Annotated in this window: 14 protein-coding genes; 11 read left to right on the top strand and 3 right to left on the bottom strand. The window is 74.2% G+C overall.

Features of this window, described 5'->3' with window-relative positions:
- Nucleotides 1-3: 3 nt before the first annotated feature.
- The 3 genes from K330_RS20595 to K330_RS0110325 all read left to right on the top strand — a co-directional run bounded on the left by K330_RS20595 (nt 4) and on the right by K330_RS0110325 (nt 2,194).
- A complete protein-coding gene (locus tag K330_RS20595; RefSeq protein WP_084617436.1) occupies nt 4-459 on the top strand; it encodes an SRPBCC family protein in 456 nt (151 codons plus the stop codon).
- On the top strand, nt 456-776 hold the full coding sequence (locus tag K330_RS20590) for a hypothetical protein (protein ID WP_202804520.1): 321 nt from the start codon (nt 456-458) through the stop codon (nt 774-776). The genes K330_RS20595 and K330_RS20590 overlap by 4 nt, the downstream gene beginning before the upstream one ends.
- A 74-nt stretch (nt 777-850) precedes the next feature.
- Nucleotides 851-2,194 (top strand): M20/M25/M40 family metallo-hydrolase, encoded by a 1,344-nt coding sequence (locus K330_RS0110325; protein ID WP_029202541.1) that lies wholly within the window; start codon nt 851-853, stop codon nt 2,192-2,194.
- 32 nt (nt 2,195-2,226) lie between these two features.
- On the opposite strand, the gene K330_RS0110320 is transcribed toward K330_RS0110325, so the two are convergent.
- Nucleotides 2,227-2,427 carry a DUF5703 family protein gene (locus tag K330_RS0110320; RefSeq protein WP_022921756.1) on the bottom strand — a complete coding sequence of 67 codons (201 nt, stop codon included), beginning with the start codon at nt 2,425-2,427 and terminating at the stop codon, nt 2,227-2,229.
- Between the two features lie 68 nt (nt 2,428-2,495).
- Here K330_RS0110320 and K330_RS24050 point away from each other — a divergent pair, with 68 nt between their 5' ends.
- The 6 genes from K330_RS24050 to mshC all read left to right on the top strand — a co-directional run bounded on the left by K330_RS24050 (nt 2,496) and on the right by mshC (nt 7,482).
- The gene (locus K330_RS24050) at nt 2,496-2,855 is read left to right on the top strand and encodes a hypothetical protein (protein ID WP_022921755.1); all 360 of its coding nucleotides are present in this window, start codon (nt 2,496-2,498) and stop codon (nt 2,853-2,855) included.
- A 3-nt stretch (nt 2,856-2,858) separates the two neighbouring features.
- Complete coding sequence (locus K330_RS20585) at nt 2,859-3,935, top strand: LLM class F420-dependent oxidoreductase (protein WP_022921754.1); 1,077 nt, start codon at nt 2,859-2,861, stop codon at nt 3,933-3,935.
- Nucleotides 3,935-4,684: an MSMEG_4193 family putative phosphomutase gene (locus K330_RS0110305; RefSeq protein WP_022921753.1), complete on the top strand. Its 750-nt coding sequence runs from the start codon at nt 3,935-3,937 to the stop codon at nt 4,682-4,684. The genes K330_RS20585 and K330_RS0110305 overlap by 1 nt, the downstream gene beginning before the upstream one ends.
- Nucleotides 4,685-4,694: 10 nt before the next feature.
- Complete coding sequence (locus K330_RS0110300) at nt 4,695-5,246, top strand: DUF3090 family protein (protein ID WP_022921752.1); 552 nt, start codon at nt 4,695-4,697, stop codon at nt 5,244-5,246.
- Nucleotides 5,247-5,267: 21 nt separating this feature from the next.
- Nucleotides 5,268-6,098 (top strand): SCO1664 family protein, encoded by an 831-nt coding sequence (locus K330_RS0110295; RefSeq protein ID WP_022921751.1) that lies wholly within the window; start codon nt 5,268-5,270, stop codon nt 6,096-6,098.
- Between the two features lie 106 nt (nt 6,099-6,204).
- A complete protein-coding gene (gene mshC / locus K330_RS0110290) occupies nt 6,205-7,482 on the top strand; it encodes a cysteine--1-D-myo-inosityl 2-amino-2-deoxy-alpha-D-glucopyranoside ligase (RefSeq protein ID WP_022921750.1) in 1,278 nt (425 codons plus the stop codon).
- Here mshC and K330_RS20580 read toward each other — a convergent pair.
- Nucleotides 7,472-8,194 carry an HAD family hydrolase gene (locus K330_RS20580; protein ID WP_022921749.1) on the bottom strand — a complete coding sequence of 241 codons (723 nt, stop codon included), beginning with the start codon at nt 8,192-8,194 and terminating at the stop codon, nt 7,472-7,474. The two genes, mshC and K330_RS20580, sit on opposite strands and share 11 nt — an antisense overlap.
- Before the next feature lie 81 nt (nt 8,195-8,275).
- Here K330_RS20580 and K330_RS0110280 point away from each other — a divergent pair, with 81 nt between their 5' ends.
- Nucleotides 8,276-9,133 carry a PAC2 family protein gene (locus tag K330_RS0110280; RefSeq protein WP_022921748.1) on the top strand — a complete coding sequence of 286 codons (858 nt, stop codon included), beginning with the start codon at nt 8,276-8,278 and terminating at the stop codon, nt 9,131-9,133.
- A 13-nt stretch (nt 9,134-9,146) separates the two neighbouring features.
- Here the strand turns inward: K330_RS0110280 and K330_RS20575 are convergent, their stop codons facing one another.
- Entirely contained in the window at nt 9,147-10,007 is an 861-nt protein-coding gene (locus tag K330_RS20575) for a RecB family exonuclease (RefSeq protein ID WP_022921747.1), read from the bottom strand.
- 138 nt (nt 10,008-10,145) lie between these two features.
- On the opposite strand from K330_RS20575, the gene K330_RS22735 reads away from it, so the two are divergent.
- Nucleotides 10,146-11,213 (top strand): site-2 protease family protein, encoded by a 1,068-nt coding sequence (locus K330_RS22735; protein ID WP_051145559.1) that lies wholly within the window; start codon nt 10,146-10,148, stop codon nt 11,211-11,213.
- Nucleotides 11,214-11,215 lie beyond the last annotated feature (2 nt).

Below are 11,215 nucleotides of genomic sequence, written 5' to 3'. Positions count from 1 at the left end.
GCCATGCAGCTGGAGCACAGCTTCACCGTCGAGGCGCCGCCGGAGCAGACCTGGGCGCTGCTCACCGACCTCAAGACGGTCGGCGGGTGCTTCCCGGGCGCGACGGTGACCGAGGCCGACGACGAGTCCTTCGCCGGCAACGTCAAGGTCAAGCTCGGCCCGATCGCCGTGACCTACGACGGCAAGGGGCGGTTCGTCGAGCGCGACGACGGCGCTCACCGGGCGGTCATCGAGGGCACTGGCAAGGGCCTGCGCGGGCTCGGCAACGCCGGCGCCAAGGTCACCGTGCAGCTGGCCCCCGACGGCAGCGGCACCCGGGCGGACGTCCTGACCGAGCTCAACATCACCGGCAAGCCGGCGCAGTTCGGGCGCGGGGTGATGCAGTCGGTGTCGGACAAGCTGCTGGGCCAGTTCGTCAGCTGCGTCGAGTCCAAGCTCGCCGCCGGGGAGGCCGGATGAGCGGGCCGGCGAGCCCCGACCCGCGTCCGGACCCACGCACCCCCGAGGGGCACCTGCGCCTCGGCGGGGAGGGGCGGTCCGGCTGGGAGCGAGCCCGCTCCCGCTGCACCGCGTGCGGGGCCGAGGGCCTGCTCGACGAGGGCTACCTCGCCGACACCGGCGAGAGCTCCAAGGGCTACGTGCGGTGGGTCCAGGGCGCCCGCGACACCGGCCTGTTCGGCGGGTTCTCGAGCATGGGCGCCCCCAAGCTGGTGGTCCGGGCGTTCCGCTGCCGGGAGTGCAACCACCTCGAGCTGTTCGCCGAGGCCAGCACCTGAGGCGACGCGACCGCGGGCGGGGAGCACGGCATACCCCCGTCCGCGGTCGCGCGCCGGGATCTAGGGTGGCGGGTATGACGCAGACCCCCAGCACGCCCATGACCACCACCGCCGAGGACGAGGCCGTCCGGATCTGCAAGGAGCTCATCCGGATCGACACCAGCAACTACGGCGACGGCACGGGGCCGGGGGAGCGCGCGGCGGCCGAGTACGTCATGGGCCTGCTGCAGGAGGTCGGGCTCGACCCGCAGCTGACGGAGTCCGACCCGGGACGGGCGAGCGTCGTCGTGCGCACCGAGGGACGCGACCCGGGACGCGGGGGCCTCGTGCTCCACGGCCACCTCGACGTCGTGCCCGCGGAGGCGGCGGACTGGTCGGTCGACCCCTTCGCCGCCGAGGAGCGCGACGGTATGATCTGGGGCCGGGGCGCGGTCGACATGAAGGACATGGACGCGATGCTGATCGCGACCCTGCGCCAGCTGGCCCGGTCGGGGGAGAAGCCCCCGCGGGACATCGTCTGGGCCTTCTTCGCCGACGAGGAGGCCGGGGGCGACAAGGGTGCCGGGCACGTCGTGGCACAGCACCCGGAGTGGTTCGAGGGCTGCACGGAGGCGATCTCGGAGGTCGGCGGGTTCTCGGTGACCCTGCCCGACGCCGCCACGGGCGCCCCCACCCGCGCCTACCTGCTGCAGACCGCAGAGAAGGGCATCGCCTGGCTGCGCCTGCACGCCCGCGGCCGGGCCGGCCACGGGTCGGTGCCCAACGAGGAGAACTCCATCGTCCGGCTCGCCGAGGCCATCGCCCGCATCGACGCCCACCCGTGGCCGCGGACCTACATCGCCTCGGTCCGCGAGCTCTTCGACGGGGTCGCCCAGATCGTCGGCAGCACCTGGTCGGAGGACAACCTCGAGGAGCTGCTGGGTCGGCTGGGCGGAGCCCGGCGCTTCGTCGAGGGCACCCTGCGCGACACCGCCAACTTCTCGATGCTGACCTCGGGCTACAAGCACAACGTCATCCCGCAGAAGGCGAGCGCCTCGCTGGACTGCCGCTTCCTGCCGGGTCACGAGGAGGAGCTGCTCGCGACGATCCGCGAGCTCGCCGGCGAGCACGTCGAGGTCGAGATCGTGCACAAGGACGTCGCGCTGGAGGCCCCCTCCTCCGGCGAGCTCGTCGAGTCGATGAAGCGGACCCTGCTCAAGGAGGACCCGGGCGCGCACGTGCTGCCGTACTGCCTGTCCGGCGGCACCGACAACAAGCACCTGTCCCGGCTGGGCATCACCGGCTACGGCTTCGCGCCGCTGCGCCTGCCCGACGACCTGGACTTCGTCGGCATGTTCCACGGCGTGGACGAGCGGGTGCCGGTCGACTCGATCCGTTTCGGCACGCGGGTGCTGGGCCAACTCGTCGCGGACTGCTGAGCGCCCAGCACGGGCAGGGGGCGCCCGCCGACTCAGGCGGTGCGGCGCACCCGGATGATCTTGCGACGCAGCGTGGCCCGGCGGGCGCCACCCCAGAAAAGGGTGACCCGGACCAGCTCCCAGTGGCCGTACTCGGCCGCCTCCGTCAGCGCCTGCCGGACCTCTGCCGAGCTGCTGTCGCGCTGGAAACGGAGCTCCCTGAACTCGTACTCCACCATGGTGAGCGACAGCATAGGCAGTCCCACGGGCGTTCGGCACGCCCCTGCCGACGGGTGTCGGCGATTCGCGCTACGGTCTGCTCATGACCGCTGACCCCCGCGCCGCCCTCTCCGCCTTCGTCGCCGCGCTCGAGACCCATCTGGAGACCGCCGCGGTCCGCCGGGGTGAGGACGACCCCGCGGTCATCGCGGCCTACGAGCGCGTGGCCGAGGCCTTCAGCGCCTACGACGACGCGCTCATGGACGCCTACGGCGAGGTCACGCCGCTCGAGGTCTACGACGAGGAGCTCGTCGACGACGACGATGATGATGACGATGACGATGATTTCGACGACGAGGACGACGACGGCTTCGAGGAGGACGAGGACGACGACGAGTCTGACGACCAGTATCTCGGGCTGGACGACGAGGAGTTCGACGTCGACGAGAGCCCGAGGGGCTGAGAGGTGCGTCTGGGGCTGTCGTGCGGCTTCTGGGGGCAGGGCCGTGACGAGGAGAACCTCGCCCTCGCGCTGAGGGCGGACGAGCTCGGGGTCGACGTGGTGTGGGCCGCCGAGGCCTACGGTCCCGACGTGGTCAGCGTGCTGGCGTGGATCGGGGCGCGGACCGAGCAGATCGGCCTGGGTGCCGGGGTCATGCAGATCCCGGCGCGCACACCGGCGGCGACGGCGATGGCGGCCGCCGGGCTCGACAGCCTCTCCGGCGGTCGTTTCCGCCTCGGCCTGGGGGTCAGCGGGCCCCAGGTCTCGGAGGGCTGGCACGGCGTGCGCTTCGACAAGCCGCTGGCGCGGACCAGGGAGTATGCCGACATCGTCCGGCTCGCGCTCTCCCACCAGCCCGTCGCCTACGAGGGGGAGCACTTCACGCTCCCGCTGCCGGACGGCCCCGGGAAGCCGCTGCGGCTGACCTCCACCCACCGACGCCGCATCCCGCTCTACCTGGCCGCGGTGGGCCCGAGGAACCTCGAGCTGGCCGGCGAGATCGCCGACGGCTGGCTGGGCGTCTTCGTCGCGCCCGACTACTTTGTCGAGCAGCGCCGCCACCTCGAGGCCGGCCTGGCCAGGCGGCAGGAACCGCCGGCGGCCTTCGACACGAGCGCCACCGTGGCGATGGCCACGGGGGAGGACCTGGAGGAGTGTGCCCGCGTGGTCAGCCCCTACCCGGCCCTCTACGTCGGCGGCATGGGCAGCCGCAAGCAGAACTTCTACAACCAGCTCGCCGGTCGCATGGGTTATGAGAAGGAGGCCGCGCGCGTCCAGGAGCTCTATCTCGACAAGAGGTGGGCCGAGGCCGCGGCGGCGCTGCCCCCGCAGTTCGTCGACGACACCTCCCTGCTCGGCGATGTGGACCGCGTCACCGAGCGCATGCGGCGCTACGCCGAGGCGGGCATCAGCACGCTGACCGTCGCACCCTGGGGCAAGGACGCCGCCGCGCGGATGCAGGCCCTGGAGGTCGCGGTCGAGGCGCACGGGAGGCTGGTGGCCGACGGCAGCATCCCCGCCCCGGCCGGCGCGTCGTCCTGATGGCCGTCTGCATCCTGGTGCGCCACGGGCGCACGAAGGCCAACGCCGACGGCGTCCTCGCGGGGTGGACCCCGGGGCTCGGCCTCGACCCCACGGGCGCCGAGCAGGCAGCCCGCGTCGCCGCCCGGCTCGGGCCGGCAGGGGTGGTCGCGGTGGTCACCAGCCCGCTGCAGCGCTGCCGCGAGACCGCCGCCGCCGTGGTCGCCGGTGTGCCGGCGGACCGGCCCGCGCCGTTGCACACCGAGGAGGACCTGGGGGAGGCCCGCTACGGCGCCTGGACCGGCCGGCCCCTGAGGGAGCTGGCCGAGGAGCCGCTCTGGCGTCAGGTGCAGGACACGCCCTCGAGCGTCACCTTCCCCGCCTCGCCCGACTTCGACCACGAGGGTATGGCGCAGATGCAGGCGCGGGCGGTCGCGGCGGTCCGGGCCTGGGACGAGCGGCTGGAGGCCGACCACGGACCGGGCGCGGTCTGGGTGGCCGTCAGCCACGGTGACGTCATCAAGGCGGTGCTGGCCGACGCCCTGGCCACCCCGCTGGACGAGTTCCAGCGCATCGTCATCGACCCGGCCTCGGTGAGCATCGTGCACCGCACCCCGCGGCGGCCGTTCGTGCTGCGCACCAACGACACCGGCGGCGACCCGGTCGACCTCTCGGCGCTCACCGCCCGGCTGGCCGCGGACGGACCCGGGGGTGACGCCGAGGTCGGCGGGGGAGCAGGTGCCACCGGCGGACGGCCCGGGCAGCCGTAGGGTGGGGCCCATGCCGCAGTCCGTCTACGACCCCCCGCAGCGATGTGTCGCCGGCAGCGTCGGCCCGCCCGGCCAGCGCACCTTCTTCCTGCAGGCCAGCGAGGGCGAGCGCCGCACGACCGTGTCGCTGGAGAAGGAGCAGGTGCGTCTGCTGGGCACCTCGCTGGCCGAGCTGCTCGACCAGGTCGCGCCCGTGGAGGGCTCGGAGGAGGCCGCCGCGGCGTTCGTCGACACCGCCCCCATGGACACCCCCTTCGACGACGACTTCCGCATCCAGCGGCTCTCGGTGGCGTGGGACGCCGGGCGGCACCGTGTGGTGCTCGAGGCGCACGACCGGCCCGAGCCCGACGAGCTGGTCGAGCTCGACCCGGAGCAGGACTGGCCGTGGACCGGTCTGCCGCCGCAGTCGCTCGTCGTCGTGCTGGAGCCGGCCCGGGCCCGCGCCTTCGCCATCCGGTGCGGGGCTGCCATCGAGGGCGGGCGGCCGTCCTGCCCGTTCTGCGGCCAGCCGCTGGACCCCTCCGGCCACATCTGCCCGCGGGCCAACGGCTACCGGCGCTGAGGCGCCGGACCCTCGACGCACGTGGCCGACCTGCTCGACGACGACGAGGCGCTCGAGGTCCTGCACGGCAGCACCGTCGAGCCGCTCGGGGTGCTCACCGAGGCCTCCAACCTCACCCTGCTCGTCGACCTCACCGACCCGGCCGGCCGTCCCACGGGGCACCGCGCCGTCTACAAGCCGGTGCGCGGCGAGCGCCCGCTGCGCGACTTCCCGCCCGGCACCCTTGCCGCCCGGGAGGTGGCCGCATACCTGGTCTCGCGCGCCGGGGGCTGGGACGTGGTCCCGCCCACCGTGCTGCGGGAGGACGCCCCGCTCGGACCGGGGTCCCTGCAGTGGTGGGTCACCCAGGAGCCCGACCGGCTCGCCGACCCCTCAGCGGGCCTGGTGGAGGTGCTGGCACCGGCCGACGTGACCGACGCGTGGCTGGCGGTGGTGTCCGGCAGCGGCCCCGAGGGGGAGGACGTGGTGGTCGCCCACGCGGACGACGCGTCCCTGCGCTCGATGGCGGTCCTGGACGTCGTGCTCAACAACGCCGACCGCAAGGCCGCCCACCTGACGCTGGACGTCGCCGGCAGGCTGCGCGGCTTCGACCACGGCCTCTGCCTGCACGAGGACGACAAGCTGCGGACCGTGCTGTGGGGCTGGGCGGGCGCCCCGTTGCGCCAGGAGGACCTGCTGGCGCTGACGAGGCTGCAGGCCGCCCTGGAGGACGCGAGCCCGCGTTCCCTGACGACGCTCCTGGAGCCCGGCGAGCTGGAGGCGCTGCGCTCCCGCGCGGCCGCGCTGCTCGCGGAGGGGGCGATGCCGCTGCCGCCGGGCGACCGCTACCCGCTGCCCTGGCCGCTGTGGTGAGACCCCGAGGACGAGCGACCCGCGCAGCACCCGCGCGGGCGGGCGTGCTGGCTGACGCGGATGCGGATGCAGGGAGCCGCCGGGGCGACGTCTAGGCTGTGGCGTCGTGAAGACCTGGTCACCCGTCGACGTCCCCGCCCTCGCCCTCGAGCAGCGGGGCGGCCCCCTGACGGTGCACGACACCGCGACCGGCTCGCGGGTCCGCACGCGCCCGGCCGACGGCACCGCCCGCCTCTACGTCTGCGGGATCACGCCCTACGACGCCACGCACCTGGGGCACGCCGCGACCTACGTCACCTTCGACCTTCTGCAGCGGGTATGGCGCGACAGCGGCCTGGACGTGCTCTACGTCCAGAACGTCACCGACGTCGACGAGCCCCTGCTGGAGCGGGCGCAGCGCGACGGGGTCGACTGGCAGGAGCTGGCCTGGAGCCAGATCGACCTGTTCTTCGAGGACATGGAGGCCCTGCGGGTCATCCCGCCGGACCACTACGTCGGGGCGGTCGAGGGCATCCCCGACGACGTCACCGCCATCGAGCAGCTCGTCGCCGACGGCACGGCCTACCCGGTGGCCGTGCCCGAGGACGAGGTGACGGTCGAGGGCGCGAGCCGGGTCGACCTCTACCTCGACCTCTCGACGCAGCCGACGTTCGGCGAGGTGTCCGGCTGGAGCCACGCCCAGATGATGGACGTCTTCGCCGAGCGGGGTGGCGACCCCGACCGCCAGGGCAAGCGCGACGAGCTCGACCCCCTCCTGTGGCGCGCCGGTCGCGAGGGCGAGCCGCACTGGGAGGGCGGCTCCCTCGGACGCGGGCGCCCCGGCTGGCACATCGAGTGCTCGACCATCGCCCAGCGCTACCTGGGCAGCAGCTTCGACGTGCAGGGCGGCGGCACCGACCTGATCTTCCCCCACCACGAGATGAGCGCCGTGCAGGCGGCCGCGCTCCAGGGCGGCGCGGCCTTCGCCCAGGCGTACGTGCACCAGGCGATGGTGGCCTACGAGGGCGAGAAGATGAGCAAGTCCAAGGGCAACCTCGTCCTGGTCTCCGCCCTGCGCGTCCAGGGCGTGGACCCGATGGCCATCCGGCTGGCTCTGCTCGCGCAGCACTACCGGTCGGAGTGGGAGTGGACCCCCCAGCTGCTCGAGCGGGCCCAGGAGCGGCTCCGGGTCTGGCGGGAGGCCGCCGGGCGGGCGACCGCCGGCTACCCGGCGGAGCTGGGGGCGCAGACCGTGGCGCGGATGCGCGCCGCCCTCGCGGACGACCTGGGCAGCCCTCGCGCGCTGGCGGAGGTCGACGCCTGGGCGCGGGCCGTCCTGGACGGCCAGACGGCGTCCCCGCTCGTCCCCGAGGCCGTGGACGCGCTGCTCGGCGTCAGGCTTTGAGGTCCTCGCTGGCGGCCCGGTCGTGCCGGGCCCGGGCCGAACGGGCCAGCGCGGTGAGGCCGGCCGGGTCGAGACCGGCCAGGCTCTGCACCTGCACCGCTCCCGGCATCGGCGGCACCTCGACGATGTGCGGCACGACGACCGTCGGCACGCCCGCACCGGTGGCGGACGCGGCGCCGGTGGGGGAGTCCTCCACCGCCACGCAGTCCGCCGGGTCGACGCCCAGCCGGCGGGCGGCCTCGAGGTAGGGCTCGGGGTGGGGCTTGCCCAGCCGCACCTGGTCGCCGGTGACCACCGTCGCGAAGGTGCCCTCGGGCAGCCGCTCGACCAGCACGTCGGCCAGCTGGGTCCACGACATCGTCACCAGGGCGGAGGGGACACCCAGGCGCCCCAGCTCAGCCAGCAGCTCCGCGGCGCCGGGACGCCAGGGCAGCGTCTCGCGCATCCGGGCGGAGACACCGCCCAGCAGGGCCGCGACCACCTCCTCCGGCGAGCCCGTGACCGGTGAGCGCTCGAGGATGATGCGCGCGGAGACCAGCAGGTCGTTGCCGACCAGCTCCAGCGCGTCCTCGTGCCGCCAGGTGCCGCCGGCGGCGGCGACCAGCGCCTCCTCCTCGGCCATCCAGTAGGGCTCGGAGTCGACGATGGTGCCGTCCATGTCCCAGAGCACGGCGGCGGGCAGGGCGGGGCTGGGCTCGGAGAACGTCGGCACGGCCCCACGGTAGCCGCCGGAGACGTAGGGTGAGCACGTGCGGTCCCGCAGGAGCGGGCCGCCCCTGCGGGAAAGGTGAGCATGATCGAGCTGCGCGACACCGGCGAGCTGCGCGACCCCGTCGTGATCGCGGCGTTCGAGGGGTGGAACGACGCGGGGGAGAGCGCCTCCGCCGTGGTGGAGCACCTGGCGTCGGTCTGGGACGCGGAGGTCGTCGCGGCGGTCGACCCGGAGGACTACTACGACTTCCAGGTCAACCGCCCGCAGACGGTCCGGGTCGACGGGCGTCGCACGGTGCGCTGGCCCACCACCCGCATCCTGCTCGCGCGCGACACCCCCATGGGCCGCGACGTCCTGCTCGTGATGGGGATCGAGCCGTCCGTGCGCTGGCGCTCCTTCGCCGTCGACATCCTGGCCTACGCCGTGCACCAGGGTGCCCAGATGATGGTCGTGCTCGGTGCGCTCCTGGCCGACGTGCCGCACACCCGGCCCATCCCGGTGAGCGTGACCTCCGAGGACCCGGACCTGCTCGAGAGCCTCGACGACGTCGAGCCGAGCACCTACGAGGGGCCCACGGGCATCGTGGGCGTGCTGGCCGACGAGGCGCAGCAGCTGGACCTGCCCGTGATGTCGTGCTGGGCCGCCGTGCCCCACTACGCGGGTGGGCCGCCCTCGCCGAAGGCCTCCCTGGCCCTGCTCGGGCGGGTCGAGGAGCTGCTCGACTGCGTCATCGACGACACGGCGCTGGCCGAGGAGGCCCGGGCGTGGGAGCACGGGGTCGACGAGCTCGCGTCCACGGACGACGAGGTCGCGGAGTACGTCCGCCAGCTCGAGGACGCCCAGGACACGGTCGAGCTGCCGGAGGCCTCGGGCGACGCGATCGCCCGGGAGTTCGAGCGCTACCTGCGCCGTCGCGACGACGGCGGCCCCACGGGCTGAGGCGGGAGCCGGGTCAGTCCGCGTCCTCGGCGCGCTTGTCGGTGCGGCCGGTGGAACGGGGGTCGAGCGCGCGCAGCGTCGCGTCCTCCGGCAGCGGGGGAGGGGTGCCTCCCCACGCGGGGCAGACCGCCTGGTGGGCGCACCACGAGCAGGCGCGACCCGTCCGCGGACGCCAGTCCCCGGTGGTCGCGGCCAGCTCGATCGCCTTCCACAGCGCCCGGATCTTGCGCTCGGTGGCGAGCAGGTCCTCCTCGGTCGGGTCGATCCACAGCACCTGCCCGTCGCGCAGGTAGACCAGCTGCAGGCGGGCGGGCAGGACGCCACGGCTGCGCCACAACGCCAGGGCGTAGAACTTGAGCTGGAACAACGCCCTGGCCTCGAAGGTCTCCGACGGCGCGCGGCCGGTCTTGTAGTCGACCACCCGCAGCCGGCCGTCGGCGGCGCGGTCCAGCCGGTCCACGTAGCCGCGGATCGTGACGTCGTCGACCTTGGCCTCGACGTAGAGCTCTCGCTCGGCGGGCTCCAGGACGGTCGGGTCCTCGAGGGTGAACCACCGCTCCACGAAGGCCGCCGCCTGCTCGAACCAGTCCTCGACCGTCACGCTCGCGCCCTCCTCGACGTGGAGGAGTCCGGCGAGGCCGGGCTCGGCCTCCACCATGCGCGCCCACGCGGCCGGCAGCAGGCCGGTGGCGTTCTCGCTGGTCCGCTCGTGCGGGGGCAGGTCGAAGAGCTCCTCGAGGACCGCGTGGACGAGCGTCCCGCGGGCCGCCGCGGCGCTCGGCGGCTCGGGCAGCCGGTCGACCACCCGGAAGCGGTAGAGCATCGGGCACTGCATGAAGTCGGCCGCCCGCGACGGGGAGAGGGCGGGTTCCATGGTCGGTCACTGTACGTCCCGGCTCCGACAGGTCCGGCGACCGACCGTGCGGGTGGCGTCGTCGGTGCAGGCTGGGGCATAGGCTTGCGCAGCATGACGGGCAGCAGCCGCGGGTGGCGTATCGCAAGCTTGTCCGGTGTGCCCGTCTACATCGGGCGCAGCTGGTTCCTCGTCGCCGCCGTCATCGTGCTCGTCTTCGGTCCGACCGTCGAGGCCATCGTGGGGCTGGGGCTGCTCTCCTACGTCGTCGCGCTGCTCTTCGCCCTGCTGCTCCTGCTGTCGGTGCTCGCCCACGAGGCCGCGCACGCCCTGGTCGCCCAGCGCGTCGGCTTCCGCGTCTCCCGGGTCGTCGCCGACTTCTGGGGCGGTCACACCGCCCACGACGCCGCGGGGGCCACTCCCGCCCGCAGCGCGGCCGTGGCGGTCGTCGGGCCGCTGGCCAACGGCGTCCTGGCGCTCCTGGGCTGGTGGCTCATGGGCGTGCTGGACGGCGGGGTGCCGCTGCTGCTCGCCTTCGCCTTCACCTGGGCCAACGCCTTCGTCGCGATCTTCAACCTCGTGCCGGGGCTGCCGCTCGACGGCGGGTTCCTGCTGGAGGCGCTGGCATGGCGCATCACGGGCGACCGCAGCACCGCGACGTGGGTGGCCGGCTGGGCGGGGCGAGCCGTGGCGGTCCTCGTCGTGCTGTGGGGCCTGTCGCCGCTCGTCCTCGACGGGCAGCGTGTGAGCATCACCCGCTTCGCGTGGGTCTTCATCATCGCCCTGTTCCTGTGGCAGGGGGCCGGGCAGGCCGTCCGTGCCGGCCGGCACGGACGCACCGCCGCCCGGCTCCGGCTCGGGGACGTCGCCCGTCCCGTCGCCGTCGTGGCGCCGCAGACCCCGCTGGCCGAGGTGCCCTGGGAGCAGGCACAGCTGTGGGTGGTTCAACCGGACGGTGGCGAGCCGGAGGCACTCGTCCATCCGGCCACCATGGCCTCGGTGCCCGACGCCGACCGCGCACGCGTCCCCGCGTCCGCCGTCGCGCTGCGGATGCCGGAGGGCTGGGCGGTGCGGGCGGGCCCGGACACGCTCTTCGAGCAGGTGCTCGAGGTCATGCGCGCGACCGGTGCAGGGGTCGTCTGCCTGCTCGACGACGACGGCCGGCCCTGGGGCGCCGTCGCGTCCACGGACCTGAACCGGGCAGGACGCGCCTCCGCGCGCTCGTAGAC

The sequence above is a fragment of the Ornithinimicrobium pekingense DSM 21552 genome (genome assembly GCF_000421185.1).
GTDB classification, from domain to species: Bacteria; Actinomycetota; Actinomycetes; order Actinomycetales; family Dermatophilaceae; genus Ornithinicoccus; species Ornithinicoccus pekingensis.
The sequence above is the reverse complement of the archived record's forward strand: the minus strand, read 5'-3'. Positions and strand labels throughout refer to the sequence as shown.

Bases quoted from the DNA above. Each gene is read 5' to 3' on its own strand.
- K330_RS20595 (WP_084617436.1), top strand. From the start codon at position 4: ATGCAGCTGGAGCACAGCTTCACCGTCGAGGCGCCGCCGGAGCAGACC.
- K330_RS20590 (WP_202804520.1), top strand. From the start codon at position 456: ATGAGCGGGCCGGCGAGCCCCGACCCGCGTCCGGACCCACGCACCCCC.
- K330_RS0110325 (WP_029202541.1), top strand. From the start codon at position 851: ATGACGCAGACCCCCAGCACGCCCATGACCACCACCGCCGAGGACGAG.
- K330_RS0110320 (WP_022921756.1), bottom strand. From the start codon at position 2,427: ATGCTGTCGCTCACCATGGTGGAGTACGAGTTCAGGGAGCTCCGTTTC.
- K330_RS24050 (WP_022921755.1), top strand. From the start codon at position 2,496: ATGACCGCTGACCCCCGCGCCGCCCTCTCCGCCTTCGTCGCCGCGCTC.
- K330_RS0110305 (WP_022921753.1), top strand. From the start codon at position 3,935: ATGGCCGTCTGCATCCTGGTGCGCCACGGGCGCACGAAGGCCAACGCC.
- K330_RS0110300 (WP_022921752.1), top strand. From the start codon at position 4,695: ATGCCGCAGTCCGTCTACGACCCCCCGCAGCGATGTGTCGCCGGCAGC.
- K330_RS0110280 (WP_022921748.1), top strand. From the start codon at position 8,276: ATGATCGAGCTGCGCGACACCGGCGAGCTGCGCGACCCCGTCGTGATC.
- K330_RS20575 (WP_022921747.1), bottom strand. From the start codon at position 10,007: ATGGAACCCGCCCTCTCCCCGTCGCGGGCGGCCGACTTCATGCAGTGC.